The organism is Floridaenema aerugineum BLCC-F46, assembly GCF_041929345.1.
Classification (GTDB): domain Bacteria; phylum Cyanobacteriota; class Cyanobacteriia; order Cyanobacteriales; family Aerosakkonemataceae; genus Floridanema; species Floridanema aerugineum.
Genome location: NZ_JBHFNQ010000013.1, coordinates 30,244 through 50,606, shown reverse-complemented (window position 1 = coordinate 50,606; position 20,363 = coordinate 30,244). Strand labels below are relative to the sequence as shown.

General features: G+C 39.6%; 18 protein-coding genes and 1 tRNA gene. 8 read left to right on the top strand and 11 right to left on the bottom strand.

Translation table 11 applies throughout. The annotated features are described in order from the left end of the window. Positions 1–11: 11 nt before the first annotated feature. A complete protein-coding gene (locus tag ACE1CC_RS01340; protein ID WP_413268676.1) occupies positions 12–674 on the bottom strand; it encodes an MBL fold metallo-hydrolase in 663 nt (220 codons plus the stop codon). 3 nt (positions 675–677) lie between these two features. Here ACE1CC_RS01340 and ACE1CC_RS01335 point away from each other — a divergent pair, with 3 nt between their 5' ends. The 5 genes from ACE1CC_RS01335 to ACE1CC_RS01315 all read left to right on the top strand — a co-directional run bounded on the left by ACE1CC_RS01335 (position 678) and on the right by ACE1CC_RS01315 (position 4,981). Beyond that, positions 678–2,186, top strand: a complete 1,509-nt coding sequence (locus ACE1CC_RS01335; protein ID WP_413268675.1) for a site-2 protease family protein — start codon at positions 678–680, stop codon at positions 2,184–2,186. A 32-nt stretch (positions 2,187–2,218) separates the two neighbouring features. After that, a tRNA-Arg gene (locus ACE1CC_RS01330) sits at positions 2,219–2,291 on the top strand. A gap of 214 nt (positions 2,292–2,505) precedes the next feature. Then, positions 2,506–4,290, top strand: a complete 1,785-nt coding sequence (locus tag ACE1CC_RS01325) for a dynamin family protein (protein ID WP_413268674.1) — start codon at positions 2,506–2,508, stop codon at positions 4,288–4,290. A 63-nt stretch (positions 4,291–4,353) separates the two neighbouring features. Further along, entirely contained in the window at positions 4,354–4,644 is a 291-nt protein-coding gene (locus ACE1CC_RS01320; RefSeq protein ID WP_413268673.1) for a nucleotidyltransferase family protein, read from the top strand. Continuing rightward, on the top strand, positions 4,634–4,981 hold the full coding sequence (locus ACE1CC_RS01315; protein ID WP_413268672.1) for a HepT-like ribonuclease domain-containing protein: 348 nt from the start codon (positions 4,634–4,636) through the stop codon (positions 4,979–4,981). The genes ACE1CC_RS01320 and ACE1CC_RS01315 overlap by 11 nt, the downstream gene beginning before the upstream one ends. A 15-nt stretch (positions 4,982–4,996) precedes the next feature. Here the strand turns inward: ACE1CC_RS01315 and ACE1CC_RS01310 are convergent, their stop codons facing one another. From ACE1CC_RS01310 to ACE1CC_RS01290, 5 genes are all read right to left on the bottom strand, one after another. Next, entirely contained in the window at positions 4,997–5,176 is a 180-nt protein-coding gene (locus ACE1CC_RS01310) for a hypothetical protein (RefSeq protein WP_413268671.1), read from the bottom strand. Between the two features lie 2 nt (positions 5,177–5,178). After that, on the bottom strand, positions 5,179–6,342 hold the full coding sequence (locus tag ACE1CC_RS01305; RefSeq protein ID WP_413268670.1) for an AAA family ATPase: 1,164 nt from the start codon (positions 6,340–6,342) through the stop codon (positions 5,179–5,181). Positions 6,343–6,446: 104 nt separating this feature from the next. Continuing rightward, positions 6,447–8,012 carry a circadian clock protein KaiC gene (kaiC, locus tag ACE1CC_RS01300; protein ID WP_413268669.1) on the bottom strand — a complete coding sequence of 522 codons (1,566 nt, stop codon included), beginning with the start codon at positions 8,010–8,012 and terminating at the stop codon, positions 6,447–6,449. A 111-nt stretch (positions 8,013–8,123) separates the two neighbouring features. Then, entirely contained in the window at positions 8,124–8,441 is a 318-nt protein-coding gene (gene kaiB, locus ACE1CC_RS01295; protein ID WP_073594531.1) for a circadian clock protein KaiB, read from the bottom strand. A gap of 58 nt (positions 8,442–8,499) precedes the next feature. Beyond that, on the bottom strand, positions 8,500–9,465 hold the full coding sequence (locus ACE1CC_RS01290) for a circadian clock protein KaiA (protein WP_413268668.1): 966 nt from the start codon (positions 9,463–9,465) through the stop codon (positions 8,500–8,502). Between the two features lie 364 nt (positions 9,466–9,829). Between ACE1CC_RS01290 and ACE1CC_RS01285 the strand changes: the two genes are divergently transcribed. Together ACE1CC_RS01285 and ACE1CC_RS01280 are read left to right on the top strand one after the other, a co-directional pair. Continuing rightward, positions 9,830–13,297 (top strand): ATP-binding protein, encoded by a 3,468-nt coding sequence (locus ACE1CC_RS01285; RefSeq protein ID WP_413268667.1) that lies wholly within the window; start codon positions 9,830–9,832, stop codon positions 13,295–13,297. 280 nt (positions 13,298–13,577) lie between these two features. Then, the gene (locus ACE1CC_RS01280; protein WP_413268666.1) at positions 13,578–14,207 is read left to right on the top strand and encodes a 4Fe-4S single cluster domain-containing protein; all 630 of its coding nucleotides are present in this window, start codon (positions 13,578–13,580) and stop codon (positions 14,205–14,207) included. A 149-nt stretch (positions 14,208–14,356) separates the two neighbouring features. Here ACE1CC_RS01280 and ACE1CC_RS01275 read toward each other — a convergent pair whose 3' ends face one another. Together ACE1CC_RS01275 and ACE1CC_RS01270 are read right to left on the bottom strand one after the other, a co-directional pair. Further along, positions 14,357–14,728 carry a tellurite resistance TerB family protein gene (locus ACE1CC_RS01275; protein WP_413268665.1) on the bottom strand — a complete coding sequence of 124 codons (372 nt, stop codon included), beginning with the start codon at positions 14,726–14,728 and terminating at the stop codon, positions 14,357–14,359. A 1-nt stretch (position 14,729) separates the two neighbouring features. After that, the gene (locus ACE1CC_RS01270; RefSeq protein WP_413268664.1) at positions 14,730–15,233 is read right to left on the bottom strand and encodes a pentapeptide repeat-containing protein; all 504 of its coding nucleotides are present in this window, start codon (positions 15,231–15,233) and stop codon (positions 14,730–14,732) included. A gap of 279 nt (positions 15,234–15,512) precedes the next feature. Here ACE1CC_RS01270 and ACE1CC_RS01265 point away from each other — a divergent pair, with 279 nt between their 5' ends. After that, positions 15,513–16,400: a hypothetical protein gene (locus tag ACE1CC_RS01265; RefSeq protein ID WP_413268663.1), complete on the top strand. Its 888-nt coding sequence runs from the start codon at positions 15,513–15,515 to the stop codon at positions 16,398–16,400. A 327-nt stretch (positions 16,401–16,727) separates the two neighbouring features. Here ACE1CC_RS01265 and ACE1CC_RS01260 read toward each other — a convergent pair whose 3' ends face one another. The 3 genes from ACE1CC_RS01260 to ACE1CC_RS01250 form a co-directional block, all read right to left on the bottom strand. Continuing rightward, the gene (locus tag ACE1CC_RS01260; RefSeq protein ID WP_413268662.1) at positions 16,728–17,555 is read right to left on the bottom strand and encodes a pentapeptide repeat-containing protein; all 828 of its coding nucleotides are present in this window, start codon (positions 17,553–17,555) and stop codon (positions 16,728–16,730) included. Positions 17,556–17,741: 186 nt separating this feature from the next. Next, on the bottom strand, positions 17,742–18,782 hold the full coding sequence (locus ACE1CC_RS01255) for a DUF4214 domain-containing protein (RefSeq protein ID WP_413268661.1): 1,041 nt from the start codon (positions 18,780–18,782) through the stop codon (positions 17,742–17,744). A gap of 532 nt (positions 18,783–19,314) precedes the next feature. Further along, on the bottom strand, positions 19,315–20,361 hold the full coding sequence (locus ACE1CC_RS01250) for a cysteine hydrolase family protein (protein WP_413268660.1): 1,047 nt from the start codon (positions 20,359–20,361) through the stop codon (positions 19,315–19,317). Between the last annotated feature and the right edge of the window lie 2 nt (positions 20,362–20,363).

The window sequence follows — 20,363 nt, the reverse complement described above, 5'->3', positions numbered from 1 at the left end:
TTCAAAACTCTCTAAACGAGAAACTCTACTGTCGCCTGTTTTAAAGCTTCTAAATCTAAGGCGGCTAGATGTTGATAAGCTTGCTCGATCACTCGTTTACCCCGGAGAAAGCCAGTGTTGGCACCGGGACAAAGGTAGTTTAGCGTATCTGGGTCAAAGCGATCGCGCAACCAAGCCACACTCCGCAGTTGTCGCCGCCAATGAAAAGTCTTAGAAGTTCGCAAAGGCACAGGCAAACCTTGCTGATTTGGTATCAGGTGACGACCAGAAAATAATACACCTCCTTGAACACTCGAATAAACACAGGAAGAACCAGGAGAATGTCCAGGTGTCCAAATAACTTGAGTTTGAGGAGTGAGGTTAAACTCTTGCTCAAAAGTCGTTACTTCTAAATCAGGCAAAAGATAAGCTTCTTGTTCTTGAATTAAAACTTGACAACCGAAAGCTGCTTGAATCTCCTTAACCTTGCCAATACCACCGCGATGAGTGATGATTAACCAAGAAACACCGCCCTGATCTTGTAAAAATTGTTGATTTTCTTGATCCCAAGCCGGACAATCGATCAAAATGTGGGTTTGGTTTTCTACAATAAGGTAGGCTGTTGCTCCCAACGTATCACGATTGGGTGGAAAGGCAGAAATAGTGTCCAAGACAGCCCTTGCTAGTTTGGACATAATATGATTCTCATATTGCTCGTATTACTGGGAATAGCTACTTACTTTATCGTGAAGCGTAGTGTCGCTGGCATCACCACAACGCCAATTTGGTTATTGTGGTTAGTGATGATGGCACCACCGTTCGTTTGGACTGGTTGGATTTTAGCTTATGGCAGAAATCGACCAATGCCAGCATTTTTGTTAATTGGTGTGTTCTTTGCTTCGTTAATTTTGTACACTTACCTGATTCAAAAGGGAAGAATACAACCGCAAGCGAAAGCGAATGAGACAACAAATAACTCCAAAACACCGGAAACAGCTAAGCCAGCTGATGCCGAAGCGGCAAAAGTACGCCCCATCAATAAAGAAGAGGAAGCACAACTGCGGGATTGTTTCCCTTGGTCAGTTTACTACCTGCAAGACTTAGAGTACCACCCACAAGCGGTAATTTGTCGGGGACATTTGCGAACTAAATCGGAAGAGGCATATCGGACGATTCGCAGTAATATTGAAGCTAAGTTTGGCGATCGCTTTTTCGTCATCTTTCAAGATAGTTTCACCGAACACCCCTTTTTTGCCCTAGTTCCTAACCCCCAAGCCCACCCCGATGTTAAGCGTAGCAACGCCAATTTGCACCGACCCGGTTTAGCCTTAGCATTATTGTTAATTACCCTCTTTACCACCACTGTCATTGGTACAGAAATCGCAGGCGTTACCGTCAAAGCTCTCCAATCTGACCCCAGTTTATTAATCAAAGGCTTACCATATTCATTAGCACTAATGACCATTTTAGGTGTTCACGAAATGGGTCATTACCTAATGGCTAAACGCTACAAAATTCGCACCACACTGCCCTATTTTATTCCCATCCCCTTTTTCCTGGGAACTTTTGGCGCATTTATTCAAATGCGAAGTCCCGTACCCAACCGCAAAGCTTTATTCGATGTGGGAATTGCAGGCCCATTAGCAGGTTTCATCGTTACCTTACCCCTGCTAATCTGGGGATTGGCTAATTCTAGCGTTGTTCCCCTGCCAGAAAGGACAGGAATATTACAATTTGATGCCCTAATTCCCAATTTTTCGATTTTGCTAGCCATCTTAAGTAAACTAGCGATCGGTAGCGAACTCACCTCTAAATCCGCAATTAATCTTCACCCAGTAGCCGTAGCTGGTTACATTGGTTTAATCATCACAGCCTTAAATTTAATGCCAGTGGGACAACTCGACGGCGGGCACATCGTCCATGCTATGTTCGGACAAAGAAAAGCTGCTGCCATTGGTCAGCTTGCTCGCTTGCTACTGCTGTTCGTCTCGTTAATGCCGATACTTTTCCAAGTAACTCTCATCCCTAGAGATTTCCTCTTATGGGCATTATTCCTGTTTTTGATGCCTGTGTTCGATGAACCAGCACTCAATGATGTCACAGAATTAGACAACAAGCGAGATTTGTTCGGCTTACTTTCCTTAGCGCTACTGTTGTTAATCATTTTGCCTGCCCCCCGATTCTTAATGCAATTGTTGAATTTATAAGCAAAGAAAGTGCTATAATCAGCATATTGTTTGGGCACGTAGCTCAGTGGATAGAGCACCAGGTTCCGGTCCTGGGTGTCGGGGGTTCAAATCCCTCCGTGCTCGTTTTATTTTTTAGTGTTAATTATTTGATTGTTGGACACAGGTTAGTGACCTGTGTATTTTTATTGGGAAGTTTGAGAAACTATTGAATTTAGGGCGTTTTGGCTGTTTGGGTAGTTAGTGCGATCATAAACAATGAAGCGGTTTATACTGTTATATATGTATTGGAAGTGGTGGCGATCGATCGAATTTAACAGCAATGTAGAGAGAAACTCAAATGGAACTTGATATAGAAACTAAGTTAAACAACACCCGTAGCCTGTTACAAGAATTAGGTAACTCAGTCTCTACTTTAGTCAACTCATCCCCTGATGTTTTTGAAGATCAAAGCATTAAATCTTGCCTAAGAGATTTTTTAAATGTTTATCAAGAAGCAGTCCAACGACTAGAGAATCCTAGTTTTCGGATTGCTACTATTGGGACAACATCTTCTGGAAAATCAACGATCGTTAATGCACTCATTGGTCGAAAAATTGCCCCGATTGAAGCAGGGGAAATGAGTGGGGGAGTGCTAACGCTCAAACATTCTGAAAAACAGAGATTAATTATTGAACAAACAGAGGATGCTGCTTGGGATACGGGTGAGTGGACGGGATTAAATGATGAGGATTTATACCAGCGGATTCGCGCAGTTATGCACTGCTATCATGATGCACGTAAAAAGCGGGAGTATGTTGCTCCACAAATAGCCGCTTATGTTCCTCTTTTACCAGGTTGCGATCGCTCTTTTCTAGGTTTACCAAAAGGTATAGGAATTGAATTGATTGATTTACCTGGACTAAAATCAGTTCAAGATCGGACTAATTTAGCAACTATCCAAGAGCAAGTTAATAAAGCTTTTAGCTTAACAGAAAATGCGGGTCAAATTATCCGTCATTTAGCTGAAACTCCTGGGTTAACTCATAAAATAACGACTCTTCCATTTTCTCCCATCTTAGGAGGAATTGATATTATCGGTCATGGAATGACTTATCATAAATTAATCGGCATTGAGCAAACCTTATCCTCAGTCATGGGGTTAACTCAAATTGCTGCGGGTGCGAGTGTTTTAAATCTCGGTGTCAGTATTGCTGGCTTTGCCTATATGGGCTATAAATTGCACCAAATTCAAAAATCTTTAGGCGATCTTCAACAGTCGATGGAAGAAGGATTTAACCGAGTTGAAGCGGGGTTAAATCGAGTTGAAAATCGCTTAGATACTATCTCAGGACAACTCGCTTATCTTTATTTATTAGTAGAAGATAGCCGCCAAAAACAACAAAGCCTTGCTAAAGCGATTTCTCATCTGCATCAAGCAATGTTAATTCAAGAAATTGCTGCTTTAACTGCTGAACTTGACGATCGCAAACGCTTCCCGAATGAATCAGCAAGAGAATCTTTAAAAGTTGCTTCCAGAGTTCGATTATTTTTATCTAATCAAGCCATGCAATCTACCCCAGAATTAGATGCTGAAATTATGCTTAATAGTGATGTTTCTATTCAAGGTTGGGCGGTAGCAACAGCCACAGAAGTCAACCTGCTTCTAGAAATTGGTCAACATCAAGAAGCAAAAGAATTACTAGCTGTGGAAGTTCCCAAGTTTCAACAAGTTGCCCAACAATGGGGAACAGAATTAATCAGTGAAGAAAACTCTTATTTATCAACGGCTTATCGGTTTACCCATTCTCGGTTTAATAAATATATTACTTCCGAAAGGGTAGAAAGAATTACCGAGATTTACTCAAGCGATCGCGCCTTGTCTCCTGAACAAATTCGCCGCAAAAAAACCAATGTCGATGTAGAGTTGGAAATGTCCTACAGTTCTTCTAAATTTGATGAAGTTTGGACACATCGCCAAATAGCTGTAGCTGAATATTTAGATACTCTCAGCGAACTTTCAGCAAGATTAGACAGTTTACAAAATTTTGCCGCTTTATGTGAAAGTCTAAATGTTAAAAGTAGTAAGGAAATTTTACCTGATGCTAATACTGAATCAGGATTATATATTTTACCGGAAAATTGAATAATCTTTGTTAAGCATCATCATCTTCTATGACAATTAATCAATAGATAGTAGCAGCAACTTATGGAACGAGAGCAGGTATTATTAATATTGGCAGAACATCGGGAAATGCTAGAGAAATTAGGAGTCAAATCTCTAGAATTATTTGGTTCTGTTGCCAGAAATGAAGCAACCTCAGATAGCGATGTTGATTTTCTGGTAGAATTTTCCATTGATGCAGGATTGTTTGAATTATTTAGGGTACAGCACTATTTAGAAGATATTTTAGGGTATGCTGTAGATTTGGGAACTAAAGACGCTTTACGAGAACATCTACGAGAAACTGTGTTACAGGAATCAATTCGTGCCTTCTAGAAATTGGTTACTCCGCATTCAAGACATAATTAATGCTGGGAACAGTATTCAGCGTTACACAGCCGGGATGACTTTTGAGGAATTCCAGCAAAATGAAATGCTAATCAAGGCAATTCTCTATGATTTTGTAGTCATTGGTGAAGCGGCAATTAATGTTCCCAGTGAAGTACAATCTCGTTATCCGCAAATTCCTTGGCGGCTAATAGGCGATATGCGAAATGTAATTGCCCATGAATATTTTCAGGTGAATTTAAGGATTATTTGGAATACGGTGCAAAATAATCTCCCTGTTTTGCTGACTCAACTTCAAGATTTACTGGAAACCGAAACGAGATAAAATTCTAGAGATAGCTTAATTTTTCAGTATTAAAAATGCCCAACCGCCATAATCTGATTTATTTTCATCATCCTTGTCTCTTTCTGGTTGCAGCGGGTTAACAATGATATCGGCGGTATTAAAATATCCGCTTAAAATATCCTCAATAACTATCTGATCCGTAAGTCCCTCTGTAATTAATCCAAAAGTAATCATAATTAAAAATTCTTAGGCAATCCCCCAATATAACCGCGCAAAAATGCTTCTGATAATCTTACAGGTTTTTGTCCTTCTAAAGGTTTCGGGGATAAAATTCTTCTGGCTTTAGTATGACCTAATTTATTGCGGTAAATCACAAAAAGTCTTTGTTCATCATCATCTAAATTTAATCCATCTAAAATTGCTGGGTTATGAGTTGTGAAGATGACTTGTTTATTGTACCTTTTAGCTAATTCTACTAATTCTTTAACCAATCTACGAGCTAATCTAGGGTTAAGCGAAACATCAATGTTATCTACAGCAAAGAATTTAGGTGTATCATCGCTGATAAAAAGACAGAAGTAAAATAGAAGAAAGAGAAAGCCTTCATTAGAACTATTTTGAGTAAAATAATCTAGTTCAGGTGCTAAATATTTATCTTTGATTTGAATTACTCTTTCACCCAGAGATAAGTTAGATTTATGGGGAATTGCCAAATCTTCAAACCAATCTATTAGCTGCATTTTGTCTTTTATTTCTTGCAACTTTGCTTGATTTTCTTCTAAACTCAAAACTGTTAAGAGTTTAAATAATCCTTCTCCTTTGATACCTAAAGGTTGTATTTGACCTTCTTCGTTAAAAATGCGTAAGCTTGAGTTTTCGGGAGAAAAAATTAAAAATGTTTTTAGTAAGTTAGTATATTTGTCGTTTTGTCCCAAAAATGAGGCTTTTACACCTTGATAAATTTCTTCTCTAGATTGAGGGGAAAAATTTAGTGGATCTTTATGAATTAAATCAACTATTGCTTGAATTTTTCTCGATAAGTCACTGTTTAATTGGTCTGAATTAACCAAAACCCAATTAGAGTAGGGTTTACCATCGTGCTGTAAATTAAATGTGAGAGTTTTATCTGGGTAAAACTGCAAAGTTATTTTAATTTCTTGGGTTAAATTATCGGTGTTAAAAGCCGATCGCATAAATTGCGAATCTGTAACTCTCATCCCCCTAGAAGCTAAAAACTCATTGTCCAGCTTATCAGCTGCGGCGGCTGCACTTAAAGCTATAGCTTCTAAAATATTAGTTTTCCCACAGCTATTTTCACCTATTAAAACGGTGACTCTTCCCAATTCAATTTTTAACTCTTGAATTGATTTGTAATTTTCTATCCCAATTTCTTTGATCATAATATTTATGGTGATAGAGAACGGAGATTGAGGATTGGGAATCGAGATATTGACTACAGTTGAGTTTTCCCTGGATTTGGGAAAACTCCTTTCCGACAGTTATATTATTCGGTTGTATCGGTACTTGTTTTACCTTGCACTCCTTTAAGAATCCGAGAGAGTTCGCTTTTTTCATCAACACTAATCCGACTGGGAGAACCACTAATAATTCTTTCAAAGTTGCGGAAAGTATCTTTAATTTCTGGGCCTTTTTCACTGATAGTATATTCTCGAATTCCTTTGTCATGCCAAGAACCACGCATTTTAAAGACGTTAATGGCACGGGACATTTCGCCGCGAATTTCTACATATTGCAGCATTAAAATTGTGTCTGTAATGGTGGAAATATGGGAATCAGTGATGGAATGTGAACCCATAAATTGATCGGTGGTATTGGTGAAAAAGCCTGTAATTTCTTCTTGTTTGGCAAATCCAGTTACACCAATCACAAATTGCCGGAAGGCGTTGTTACTAACTCCTCTGGCTAAAGCTGATAGGGAGTCAATGGCAATTCTGGAAGGTTTAAATTGAGCGATTTCTAATTTTATTATCTGTAAATGGTCTTCTAATCCGGCTGATTCTGGGTAAGCACAAATGATTTTTAATAAACCTTTTTGTTCTAAATCTTCAAAGTCTATACCCCAAGAATAAGCGTTGCGGGAAAGTTGGGCGCGAGATTCTTCATAAGCAAAAAGAATTGCTCTTTCGCCACGCATACAAGCGTCTTGTAAAAATTTGCTAACTAATAGGGTTTTACCTGTACCTGTAGCTCCGGTGGCGAGGATAATTGAATCTTTGAAGAAACCTCCACCACACATTTCGTCTAATGTTCTTACGCCGGAAGAGACTCTGGCGTTAGATGAACGTTGAGTTAGACGCATTGCTCCTAATGGGAAGATGTTAATACCTTCTCCGGTAATTGTGAAGGGATATTCGCCTTTCATGTGAGTGGTACCGCGCAATTTTAGGATTTCAATTGTGCGGCGACGGCGTTCTCCTTCTAATACGTTGCGAACAATTACTACGTTATCGGAAACGAATTCTTCGACACCAAAACGCGCTACAGGGCCATATTCTTGTTCGCGTTCTGTGGTCATAATTGTAGTAACACCAACTTGTTTTAGTCTGGCGACTAGGCGAAAGATTTCCCGGCGCACTACAGAGGCGGCATCATATTGTTGAAATACGGCGGTTACGGAATCAATAGAAACTCTTCTAGCTTTATATTTACGAATGGCATATTGTAGTCTTTCAATGAGGGCGGAAAGGTCAAAACTGCCGACTACATCTTGTCCTTCGGGATCTGGAGAAGCATCTAAAATAAATAATTTTCCGTCATCAATTAGGTGTTGTAAATCCCAACCAAAACTGGAGGCGTTTTTAATAATATCTGTTGGTGATTCTTCAAAGGTAACGAATACGCCTGCTTCGTCAAAATGAATGATGCCATGATAGAGAAATTGTATAGCGAGTAAGGTTTTGCCAGTTCCCGATGTACCGCTGACTAAAGTAGTTCTACCGACTGGTAAACCTCCATGACTGATGTCATCAAATCCCTCGATCAGGGTACGAATTTTTTCAACTCCTATTTTGACTCGATTCGGTTGTTTATTTTGATTACTTTTACTCATTGTTTCGCTAGTAGTAGGGAGAGATAAAACTTATTACTATAAACCAAGGGCGGTATTATAGCTTACCATAAAACGGTCTATAGAGATGCTATAGACATGAAAAAATATACTCTATAGTTCTAGTTGTTCTTCTTCTCGCAGTTCTTCATAAAGCAAATCTAAGCCTATTAGGACTTTTTCTCGATCGGAAAGGTCGCCGATTATTTTCCGTACTGGGGGTGGGAGGATTTTAGCGAGGGTTGGAGTAGCTAAAATTTTATCTTCTTCTGCTAATTGAGGATTTTTTAATACGTCAATCACTTTCAGGGCGTAGACACCTTGGAATTCTTCTTCAAGAATGTTCTTTAGTGTTTTTAAAGCCCTCACAGAGTTTGGGGTATTTCCGGCAACATAAAGTTTGAGAACGTAGGTTTTTTTGAGCGGATTCATAAATCAAGTTTTGTTTAAAATGTTCCGAGGTATAGACTAAACTTAAACAACTTTGTTTTCAAGAGTCTTTTGGTAACGAGCGTCGATACATTTCACAAAGATGAGCGATGACATCGATTAAGGTGAGACGGTAATCTAGGAGGATTTCATCGCCGCGCCCTTCCAGTTTTAGTTGTTTAGAAATTTCATCCATCAACTCCATGTGAATCTCTACGATATAAGTAACGGAAATATCTGCAAAGAAAGCTACATTTACGAATTCATCTATTTTTTGATTGAGATTGCTATTGCCGACAAAGTATTCTAAAACGATTTGCCGATATGCGGCTTTAAGGTTTTCGATGAACTCTTGTCTTTCTGCTGAAGGAAGGTTGCGGAAAAAGTTTTGGGGGTTTCGCTTGTAATACACACCTAAGTACCCTAATCGCTCCTTCAGTTTCTCAGCTAGTCGGCGCTGCTGCTGAAGCAGAACGTTTTCTTCCTCTGGGATGGTTTCAGCATCGGGGTTAGTTTCGCACCAAGGGGCTACTGAAGAGAGCTTGAGGAAGTTAGCGATCGCCTGATCAATATAATGGGTTATCTGGCTAAGTTGGCTATGGTAAACATAGATAGCAGCAGTGTCATAAAAAAAGCTCCCTTCTCCCGATGTTAGCTCTTTGCTAGGGTTTTTTGGGGCTTCGGCAATTGTAGTTTCTCGGTTTTCATGGCTGGGATGATAATCGGGTGATTCTGGTGCTGGCTGGGCAAGAGAACTATTTTCTGTGGCTGGTGAATCAGGCTTTAAGATTGCTAATGGGAGGAGTGTTCCCTGTGCGTATAGTTGATTAACTAATGGCAGTAAATCAGGGCCATCCTCTAAAATCAGGCAGTCTAAGATTTGCTTTTCCTGTTCCACAAATTGGAAAAACTCTGCAGGCGATCGATATTGAGTCAGCACGTAGCGTTCGCCGCTTAAATAATGCTGAAGCGATCGGGCTAGAGTCTCAGAATCAAGTAATGTACAGATAGTAAGTGACAATCGCACTCTTGTTTTGCGCTATAAAGGTAGAGTTGTTGTATAATGCCGACCTGGATTCAGGAAGGCGCTTGTGTCAATAATTCAACACAATCTTTAACAATAAGCTAACATTTGTTGAATTGTCATTAATTGTAATTGCCCCGACATAAGTAATTTTAACGCTGGGGTCATAATTGATATAGGCTCAATAAAACGTGCTTAACTATACGGATTCACTTTAGCCCTGCTACAGTTTTGCTTCCACTCTAAACCAGAGGCATCGCCTACCCTCGCTGTAGCCATTGAGTAGGGAATAGAAAAACTAACTACGGAAATTGAGTGAGGGAGGCAATTCCAGCTGTTGTACCCGGTCAGCGAGAAAGCTTACGCTATGTCAAGCCCTGATGTTAAAGAATTCATCGCTTTTGTTCCCAGTTGTACTCAGAGGACTACTTTGGGGAAGATACTGGATATTTTCCAGCACAACCAGTGCGATCGCATTGTAGTAGTAAGTGAACAAGATACTCCTAAAGGAGTATTGCATTTGTATAGTTTACTGCCTTACCTGCGAGAAAAAAAGGGAAAAAAATCCCCGGATACTTCGTCAACAACTGCTCCTGAAAAACCGGAGACGCAAAAAGCTGTTTCTTCTCGTTCTCAGGGGACAGGGAGTAAATCCAGTTTACTCCTGCCTTTATCAGAATTAGATTTTTCTGTCCTCACCCCATTGACTACTTTACCTGCGGAATTTAGTTTGCGAGAATTTTGGCCCTATCTCCGAAATGAAATTTCCCGATTAGGCAAAACTCAAGATTTAGGTTTAGTTAATTTGGCTGGGAAATTTTTAGGATTACTGGATATTCAACGTTTGTTGGAATTTATTGCTACTGATTCGGCAGCACAACAATTAAATCAGGACTCACTTAATTTAGCTAGAGTAGCATTAACAAATCAGAAAAATTTACCTGATGAAGTAGCAACGCTGAATTCCCTAATTCAACTTTTAGAAAGGCTACCTTTGCCTTTAATGTTGCAAACTGGTAATGGTCAATCAGTCAAACAAAATTTGGCTTGGCGACAATATTTTGATTCCCTGCAAGATGCTGATTGGCTGCGAAAAGAAATTGCGGAATTATTAGAGTTTTTGCCCTCGGAAGAACAGGGTAAATTTCACCGCGAAGTCCATTATTACACGGAGAAAGCAAGTAATTCTATCGATAATGAAGAAGAAAGATTTGCTACACCTGTTTCTTTACCTAAGTTGTGCCAGTTAGGGAATAATCCTGATAGCTGCACTTGTGTTTGTCCGATGCAAAATGGGACGGAAAGAGTTTGGCAGTTTGTGAAAATACCTTTAGGTAATCTTTTATATAACCCAGATTTGGCGCTGTCAGAAACCAATTTATCAATTGATTTTTCTCAAGGGAATGAGTTTCGGTTGGCTAGTTTAATTTCGAGGAATATTTTAGGGGAAACAGGAGATAATACAGCCGCAGAATCACCTAAGAATTTATCAGCAAATGATTTGTGGTTGGTGTTGGCGCAGGATGTTACTGAGTCGCACCAAGTAGCTAAGGAGTTGGCGGCTAAAAATGCGGATTTAATGCAATTAAACCGTTTGAAAGATGAGTTTTTAGCTTGTATTAGTCATGAACTAAAAACACCGTTAACGGCGATTTTAGGGTTGTCGAGTTTGTTAAAGGATCAAGTGTTAGGAGAATTGAACGATCGCCAAGCCCGTTATACCAGATTAATTCATCAAAGCGGTCGTCATTTAATGATTATTGTTAATGATATTTTAGACCTAACGCGGATGGAAACGGGGCAGCTAGAGTTAATGTTAGCACCAGTGGATATTCATGCGGTGTGCGATCGGGCTTATCAGCAATCTCGGCAAATTCATTTAAGCAGAAAAAGTGCCGATCCTGACGACTTGAATTCTACTGAACCAGAAACTAGGTTTATATTAACGATTGAATCGAGATTAGATACCCTAATTGCCGATGAAATGCGTCTGCGACAAATGCTAGTTCACCTATTATCTAACGCCCTAAAATTTACCGAAGTTACAGGGGAAATAGGCTTAAGAGTAAGTTACTGGGAAGGTTGGATTGCTTTTACAGTTTGGGATACTGGTATTGGCATTCCCGAAGACAAACAACACTTAATTTTTCAGAAGTTTCAACAATTAGAAAATCCCTTAACTCGCCAGTTTGAAGGGACAGGTTTAGGATTAGTTTTAACCCAACGTTTAGCAAGGTTGCATGGGGGAGATGTTACCTTTACTTCTAAACCTGGAAGCGGTAGTGAATTTACTTTACTTTTACCTCCTAGTCCTCCCAATAGTCAATGGGAAATAGAAACAGAAGGAAAAGGAGAAAAATTCGCATTTAATGGAACTGGTATTAATACTACAGCTAATTTATCGATTACTAATATTTCTTCTCGCTTAGTTTTAGTTGTGGAATCAATTCCCAGGTTAATTGAAGATTTAAGCCAACAACTTTCTAGTTTAGGTTATCGGATTGTAATTGCTCGTTCTGGAACTGAAGCCTTAGAAAAAGCCCGAAGATTACAGCCTTTTGCTATATTCTTAAATCCCCTGTTACCTTTGCTTTCGGGTTGGGATGTTTTAACTTTATTAAAAGCATCTCCCCAAACTCAACATATACCTGTAGTTGTCACCGCTAGCAGAGGAGAAAAAGAATATGCTTATGGCAAACGTGCAGATGGCTTTTTGTCTTTACCAGTGCAACAAGACCCCCTCAAACAAAGTTTAGAAAAAATTACTCAACCAGCTAAAATTTCTCAACAAAAGTCAACGAATACTAGTTTGACAATTCTGCGCTTAAATGCGGGTGAGAGAAATGTGGAGTCGCGAATTCGCAGTCCTAATTCCTCACAAAATCTCGATTCTGATTTGAGTAACTTATTACATCAACATAATTATCGAGTGCTAGAAGCTGATGATTTAGTCCAAGCAGAATTGCTTGCGAGAATTTGGCAACCTCATGTAGTTTTATTAGAGGGTAAGATTGCTGAATCACAAAGTTATTTAGAACAATTAATTGAATACCAAGCTTTAGCTAGTCTCCCGTTAGTGACGATGGATGAAGCGACGACTCAGGCGGCTTTACAAGTGGGAAATAAACAGGAAAATACGAGTTTACAAGTATATCCTTGTTTGGGCATTAATGGTGCTTTGCCAGAAGCTAATATTTTGCTACAAGCAATTCAAGTTGCTGCGGGTATTGGCTGCAAATTAACAATTTTGGTGGTTGATATTTCCACTATGCCAGACTTGGGGAAAAGGTTTACTAATGAACAGCCGGAAAAAAATCGATCGCCAGGGGTAAACTCTAAAAAACGGACAGAATGGCTGCAAGCTTTAATTCAATATTTACAAACGGCTGGCTTGAAAGTTGTTACTGGTCAATCTTGGGCAGAAGTTTTACAACAAGCGCAACATTGTAGTGTAGATTTGCTATTAATTGATTTAGGTAATAGTACAGCAAATTCAAATTTAGTAAAAGCTTTGTGTGATTTACGCCAAGTAGCCCAAAGACCACCAACATTAGTGTTAGTTAGACAAGGAGGAAAATCTCCAAATGAGACTACAGATAATCTGCATAAATTAAGTATTTCTGATGGGGAAACATCTGCGTACAAGATAGATTTTTGGGCGGCAACTTTGGGTGATGTGGCAACTAATATTTTGCCTAGTTCAATCGCAATGGAGGAGTTGTTAAATCAAATTAGACATACTTTGTTACAGGCGAATTCTTCTGGTTCTAATCCTCAACTATGTGTGAATAAATTAGTAAAAACTTATCAGCAAACGCGATCGCTAGATTTATAGTAAGAATGCAGAAGGCTGATATGCAGCAGAATGTAGAGACGTTGTATACAACGTCTCTACATGATTTTTCCCAGAGGTCTATATCTTAAGAAACGTAAATCCGTAGTGGAAATGTAACGGAAAATAAACAGTAACCTTACTACTAACTTGCTTAATTCTTCTTTAACTTTCTGGAGAAATTGTTTCAGTTCATCACAAACTTACCCAATTTTTATAATTAAATGGCACTATCTAAAACAGAGGAAGTTTCTTAAGCTTCCGAGTATAAGGAGCAGCAGTAATGAAAGAACAAAAAGCTAACCAATACATGGAACTTCTGGAAATTCCGCCAGGATATGTAAATATTATGGGCTATGTGGATGAATCAGAAGTTAATGGCCCTGGCTGTCGTGCGGTAATTTGGGTACAGGGATGTTTGCGGGAATGTCCGGGTTGTTTTAATCCGGCTTCTTGGTCTTTTGAAATTAATGATTTAGTTTCTATTGATAGTTTAGTTCACCGAATTTTAAGTAATCCGAAAAATACTGGGGTAACTTTTTCTGGTGGGGAACCTTTTTGGCAAGCGTCGGCTTTAGCTAGTGTAGCAAAACAAGTCCGGGCCCAAGGGTTAAATGTAATGTCGTTTACTGGTTTTACTTTAGAACAATTGCGATCGGAATATGCCCCCGCTGGTGCTCATGAATTGCTAGAACAATTAGATATACTAATTGATGGCCCATATATGCAGCATTTGGCTGTGCATTCCCCTGATTGTCCGGTAGCTTCTAGTAATCAAAAAGTTCACGTTTTTAATCCAGCTTTAAAAGACAAAATTTCTTGGGCAAGTGACCAAATTGAAATTCACATTTTGAAAGATGGAAGTAGAATTGTAACTGGTTATTATGGTCAGTTGCAGTTGGATGAGGCGTGAGGGAAAGTGGGAGAAAGGGCGATCGTGAAATCTTGCACCTGCGATTTTAACCCGCCCGGAAATCAATTTCCGGGCTAATAGCTTAAGTCCATTAAAATGGACTAAAAGCATAAGAATTCTAAGTATTTAGTCCTCTTGTAGGGGCGGGTTTAGCAGATAACCCTTCTGTGTAACAGATCTAAATAACGCTTTTCTCTGGCATCAATTGTCCCATCAGCCGCTGACATTTCATAACCAAAGCTAAGTAACAGAAGCTTTTGGGATTTAGAAAAAGAACTTGTTAACTTTAATAAGTTATTAGACTTAGTATAATCTAAATTTTCTTTCACTCCCTTAACCATCAATTTGGTTAATTCACGCACGCCACCTTGAGCAGGAATAAATTTATTCAGCGTTTTCTGTAACCTTTGCTTTTCCTCTTCTGTCACCTGGCTATCAGCATATATTACACCTAGCAGTAATGTTACTAAAGCAGCAAGAAAAATTACGGAAGGTGTCACATCTTCTTTAGTGAGCTTCACTCTAGCGCAGTGGAGCAGGTGACTGCTTGGGCGGGGTTAGCATTGGTTCAGGTTGGGGAGTGGCGTTTGTTACTGGATTTTTGACTGTACCATTGGGCATAATGGTGGCTTTAAAAGTAGCACCCGTAAAGTCTGCACCTGTAGTTCCAGTAAATTTGGCTCTGAACAAATTAGTATCTGTGAGATTGGCGTAACTGAGGTCTGCACCACTCAAATTAGCACCAATTAGTACCGCTAGGGTAAGATTAGCACCTCTAAGAGTAGCATAGCTCAAGTTAGCACCAGCTAGCATACTATTTCTCAAATTAGCATTGCTTAAATCGGCTCCACTCAGATTCGCATTACTCAGATCCAAATTACTCAGATTTTCCCCGCTTAAGTCACACCCGGAACATTCTTTTGTATTTAATAGTCGTTCTACTGGGTCAATTTCTTGTGCCCAAGTCCCTAATCCTAAAATTAAGGAGGCTAACAAGGATACAGTAAAGAAAATGTTTCTGTTCATCAGCAAAATTCCCCTTTAACTGATAATAGCAGTCTATTGATTTTAGACTGGGAATTTGGGATTGGCGATGAAAAAAAACTCCCATTTCAATGGCTGTTTAAAATTTGCCTGTGTGTAAAAAGTGACCTGATTAAAGGCGATCGCTAAATCAAAAATATTACCAAAGAAACATTTAAAATAATTTCCCTAATCCTTGACAAATCACCTTTAAAGATGCAATGAATGTTTAACAACTGCAAATTACCTGAATAAAATCACAGCAAATAAGGGGTGAATCACATGACTTTCACTATTTTTAATGAATCAACTTACTTGGCAAATTATGCTGATGTTAGGTCAGCAGTTGCCCAAGGTTTTTTTGCTTCAGGATTACAACATTTTCAATTAATTGGTTTAACGGAAGGTCGGACTGCTGTATCACCTTTTTGGGATGAACAAAGATATTTAAATGCTAACCTTGATGTTAGAGCAGCTGTAAATAACAGAGCGTTTTCGTCAGGTTTACAACATTTTATCTCGTTTGGAGAAACCGAACGGCGACCCGGAGCACCCATAGTAGAGCCGACACCGGGATTTAACGAAAACTATTACTATGGACTATATCCTAATGTGTCGCGGGCAGTACTTTTAGGACAATTTAGTTCCGCAATTGCTCAATACAATCGTGAGGGCAGATTTCAAGGAAATACAGCTTTCTTTTCGGGAACTAGGGGTAGTGATATTATTACCGGACTGGGGCCTTCAGGAAGTGCCATAGTAGGTATTAGTGTAGATATTAATGCCAGAGTTGCAGGTGAACCAGATCCAATTCCTACAAGTTTAGGAACAGGCGAAGTAGATGTTTTAATTGGTAGTACCGGAGCGGATAGATTTGGTTTAGGTTTTGGCAGAAGTAGATCTAACCCAACAATTCAAAGGTTTTATCTTGGTCAAGGAAATAACGATTATGCTTACATCATTGGTTTTGAATCAGGAAGAGATATTCTGCAATTAGCAGGTTCACCAAATGACTATACTACTACTACAGGTGCGTTTGGTGTCACAGGAAATCGCACTAGCGGTCTGAGTATTTTCTATTTAGGAGATTTGGTTGCAGCTGTGGAGGGCGTAAATTCTCTTCAAGTTGCTCAACCAGATACTGGTGCGGGATTTTTCCTTTTGACTTAAACAGGGCTTGCTGAAAAAGTCTGTTGGTGGGGGTAGGGACACGGCATCATTAATATTTGCAATTCCTACCGTTATCTCTTTCATGCCGTGTCCCTACAATTTCCGCAGAAATTGGCCTGGATGAAAGCGCCAAAAGGTCCCAAAAACCTTTTGCACTTGTTTTGAGCAAAAAAGGCGCTTTCACCCTTGCCTATATTACTTTTTACATTTATTCAGCAAACCCTAAATAGGGAACAGGGAATAGGAAATAGGAAATAGGGAACAGGATAAATTCTTCACTTGTCCCCTAGTCCCCTAGTCCCCTAGTCCCCTTACCCCGTGAAGCAATTATCTTTGAATCGGTGGTGCTTGAATTGATCCTGGAGTAACTGAGGGTGGAAAATTCGATCGATTTGGTGGGAAAGGTTGATTTGGTCTGTTTCTAGCTTCTGGACTATTACGAATATCGCGGCGAATATCATTTAATGAGTCACCGGAAGCAAGACGATTTCTCCAAGTTCTTAACCCGTTGGAATCGACATCACGACCTAAAACTTCCCGGTAGATTTGATTGATTTGTGTTCTTGCTTCGTCACTGTTAGCGATTCGAGAGCGAACATCTCTAACAGAAGTACCATCTCTTAAGGCATTAGACCAAGTACGATAACCTTCGGAATCAGGTTCACGACCTAAAATTTCCCGGTAAATCCGGCGAATGTCTTCTTCATAATTGAAGTTGCCGCGATTACCAAATCGATCGCGATCGTTGCGGTCATTGTAACGGTCGTTGTAGCGATCTCTAAATCGGTCATTGTTGCGATCGCCAAATCGACTTTCGAGATCCGTTCCTCGCAAATTCGCATTATCAAAAATTGCATTGCGCGTAATCACATCTCTGAGATTTGCATTTCCTAAATCAGCACCTCTGAGGTTAGCATCTCTTAAATTAGCGCCTCTGAGATTAGCATTTCTCAGGTCAGCATCTTCCAAATCCGCACCTTGTAAATCGGCATTTCTTAAATCGCGACCTCTGAGATCTGCGCCTCTCAAATCACAGTTGCGACAACTACCAGTATTAATCAATCTGCGGACATCACTAAAATTTTGGGCTTGTGCAGAATAGGATAATCCCAAGGTGGAAAGTAACAAACTAGCTGTGAGAATTTGTAGTTTCATTTTAAGCGATCTCAAACTAAAACAAGTGTTCTTTAATACAGGACTTACGCCTGGTGGCTCAAAAACCCGGTTTGGAGTGTTAACCTTGCCGATCCAAACCCACGATTTTGGATAGAAACCGGGTTTTTCTGCGTAAATCCTATCATGAATGAATAAATGGAATTTGCTGGCTCCTCAGATGGGAATTTATTTTAGACCCCGAGGAGGAGCTTGGATTGACGGTGAGAAAGTAGAACCATTATTTCTTCTGCTGGGTATTGAATAATCTATTGTGGGTGAATTATTTCTGGAAGGTGAATACCTCCTTGTAGGTTGCTGATAGTTTTGGGCGGGTAAACTTCTTTGAGAAGGAGTTCTCAAAGATGGTGAAAAGTTAGCAGGTGGGAAGCTTCTATTGGGAGCACTCACTGCGGGTACAATGTTTCTGGGGAAAGTTTGGACGGGTACAGAATAATTTCTCCCTGGTAAGCTTCTTGTGGGTGGGTAGACAGTGTTTGGTGGTATGTACCTTCCAGGTTGTACATTGTTGAAATAAGGATTGTACGCTGGGTAACGTCTATTTCTGAAAGAGCGAGCTTCGGAACTATTTTCAATGTCGCGCCGCACTTCGGATAAACTGGAACCGGAAGCTAAACGATTTGTCCAAGTTCTAATTCCTTCTCGATCGACATCTCTACCTAGTACTTCTCGGTAAATTTGATTAATTCTCGCGACTGCTTCATCACTGCGAGCAATATCACGTCGGATGTCGCGCAAAGAGTCAGAGCTTCTGCGTTCTCCTAACCAAGTTCTTAACCCTCTATAATCAGGTTCACGTCCGAGAACTTCGCGGTAAATGTCACGGATTCGATCGACTGAATAGTAATAGTTGTATTCTCGACCATAGCGCCGTCCGTAGTAGGGATCGCGATAATAGCGATCGCGATAATAGCGATCGTCATAATAGCGATAACCCAAAAAGTTAGGATTGTAGTAATCGTCGTAGTAATCGCCAAAAAACAGACCCCAAGACCAATAAAGTGGGTTGACATAATATGGCTGAATACCAAATTGAATGTACAACTGTTTCGCGTTGGCACTGGGTAAGCTAGAATTTGACAAATCCACTTTGATTGGTTTGGCATTAGCTACTGTCTGTTTGGCATTATCTATAGTTTGGGCAGACAATGGCTGGCTTAATCCTAAACCAATGATAATGGTAGTAGTTGTTATAGTTTTTAAGTTCATTTGACTGTTCTCTAGTTACTGATATACTTTTTGCCAAAAAAGTTCCGGTTGTTGACATAATAGCTGAGCCAGCTATTGCTTACAGTTAATCTCGTCACAACCAGACAGTAAAGACTTTCGTTCTATTCTATAAATTTAGGATGACAATTTGATCTGACTGTTGTCATCCTTCTTTGGTTCCCTTTGCATGGTTGATATTATGTCCGGCTAATCAACCATAGTATCGTTGATACAAAACCTTGTAGAGACGTTATATATAACGTCTCTACATTATAGGTAATCAAGCGGACATGATATGACTGGTAATGTCATTCTGGCATCAATATAAATAAGGGCTAGAGTAACCCAGCCCTTTAAGCACCCAGATGGAATTTACATCCATCCCATTTGTAATCACAACCTTATTTTGACTACTGGCAAAACTTGCTCAGTAGGAAATTCTGACTTTGCCAGAGTTAATTAGCCTGTAATTCCTATTCTGTCATGGGATTACTTGTGAGTGAAAACTGAGGTCAAAGAGAAAAATAAAAGTTTACAAATCTAGCCAATTGGCGATCGCATCTGTAGATTTAACAATGTGCATTCCCGCCTCAGCGAACTTTTGATATGCTGCATCCGCTTGTTCTGTAAAATCAATTACTCCCGGAATAACTACAGGAGAGCTACAATCTTCCAATAAGTAAACTTTTTTAGCTTTTTTCGCGTCTTGTTCCTTAATTTCTGTCAGCAAGTCATCCACAGTCCAAGCAACGCAGTGACTTTTCGCTTGTCCTGCAACTATTACCGCATCAAACTCCAAAAGTTGCTTAATTAAATTAACATTTTTCTGGGCAATCGGTTGACCATTAGTATCTTCTAAAACTTCGGCGCGTAAGACTGAGTAATTTTCCGTTAAAGGGTTGTTACCTTTAAGCTCAAAAATCGTTTGACTACACCTAGCAATATTGTGGAAAAATAACGCTTCTTCCACTGCGGAAACTAAGGCGTGACCAATACCACCTAACATAGAATGATAAGGCCAAACTGTTAAAGGATATTTGCCATCGCCGCTAAGTTGTTTTACATAGTGAAAGGCGTGTTGTTGTAATTTTTCGTAATCGTTAACTGCTATGTTGTAAGCAACTGCTGGATTAACTTGCCAAACTCCGGCTTTGACATCATCTAAAGTAATAATTGTTGCTGCTGGTGTGGGGTGTTCGCCTGCTGCATTTACCCAAAATATGGGATGAAAAATTTGCATGGCGGTATGGGTATCCATTGTAGGTGCGATCGTACTAATTACACCCAAATTCCGGTAAATAAATTCGCATAATCTAATATTATCTTCAACTGCGCCTTTACCAGAACGCCCACCCACAAATAATTCAAACTCAGGAATACAAAATGTATTTTGGGGATCGATAATTAATAAACAAATCCGCTTTCGATCGTCTAATGCAGGAGCAATATTATGTTGTTTCGCCCAACTTTTTGCTTCTGCTGCTCTTTCTTGGTAAGGTACTCGCCAAACTTCCCCTACTTTGCTAGCATCAAAGTGCGCCGGAATCGGTAACTCTTTGGTTATTTCTGTTGTTGTCATCT

Coding starts and splice junctions, on each gene's coding strand:
- ACE1CC_RS01340 (WP_413268676.1), bottom strand. CDS start 674: ATGTCCAAACTAGCAAGGGCTGTCTTGGACACTATTTCTGCCTTTCCA.
- ACE1CC_RS01335 (WP_413268675.1), top strand. CDS start 678: ATGATTCTCATATTGCTCGTATTACTGGGAATAGCTACTTACTTTATC.
- ACE1CC_RS01325 (WP_413268674.1), top strand. CDS start 2,506: ATGGAACTTGATATAGAAACTAAGTTAAACAACACCCGTAGCCTGTTA.
- ACE1CC_RS01320 (WP_413268673.1), top strand. CDS start 4,354: ATGGAACGAGAGCAGGTATTATTAATATTGGCAGAACATCGGGAAATG.
- ACE1CC_RS01310 (WP_413268671.1), bottom strand. CDS start 5,176: ATGATTACTTTTGGATTAATTACAGAGGGACTTACGGATCAGATAGTT.
- ACE1CC_RS01305 (WP_413268670.1), bottom strand. CDS start 6,342: ATGATCAAAGAAATTGGGATAGAAAATTACAAATCAATTCAAGAGTTA.
- kaiC (WP_413268669.1), bottom strand. CDS start 8,012: ATGAGTAAAAGTAATCAAAATAAACAACCGAATCGAGTCAAAATAGGA.
- kaiB (WP_073594531.1), bottom strand. CDS start 8,441: ATGAATCCGCTCAAAAAAACCTACGTTCTCAAACTTTATGTTGCCGGA.
- ACE1CC_RS01285 (WP_413268667.1), top strand. CDS start 9,830: ATGTCAAGCCCTGATGTTAAAGAATTCATCGCTTTTGTTCCCAGTTGT.
- ACE1CC_RS01280 (WP_413268666.1), top strand. CDS start 13,578: ATGAAAGAACAAAAAGCTAACCAATACATGGAACTTCTGGAAATTCCG.
- ACE1CC_RS01270 (WP_413268664.1), bottom strand. CDS start 15,233: ATGAACAGAAACATTTTCTTTACTGTATCCTTGTTAGCCTCCTTAATT.
- ACE1CC_RS01265 (WP_413268663.1), top strand. CDS start 15,513: ATGACTTTCACTATTTTTAATGAATCAACTTACTTGGCAAATTATGCT.
- ACE1CC_RS01260 (WP_413268662.1), bottom strand. CDS start 17,555: ATGAAACTACAAATTCTCACAGCTAGTTTGTTACTTTCCACCTTGGGA.
- ACE1CC_RS01255 (WP_413268661.1), bottom strand. CDS start 18,782: ATGAACTTAAAAACTATAACAACTACTACCATTATCATTGGTTTAGGA.
- ACE1CC_RS01250 (WP_413268660.1), bottom strand. CDS start 20,361: ATGACAACAACAGAAATAACCAAAGAGTTACCGATTCCGGCGCACTTT.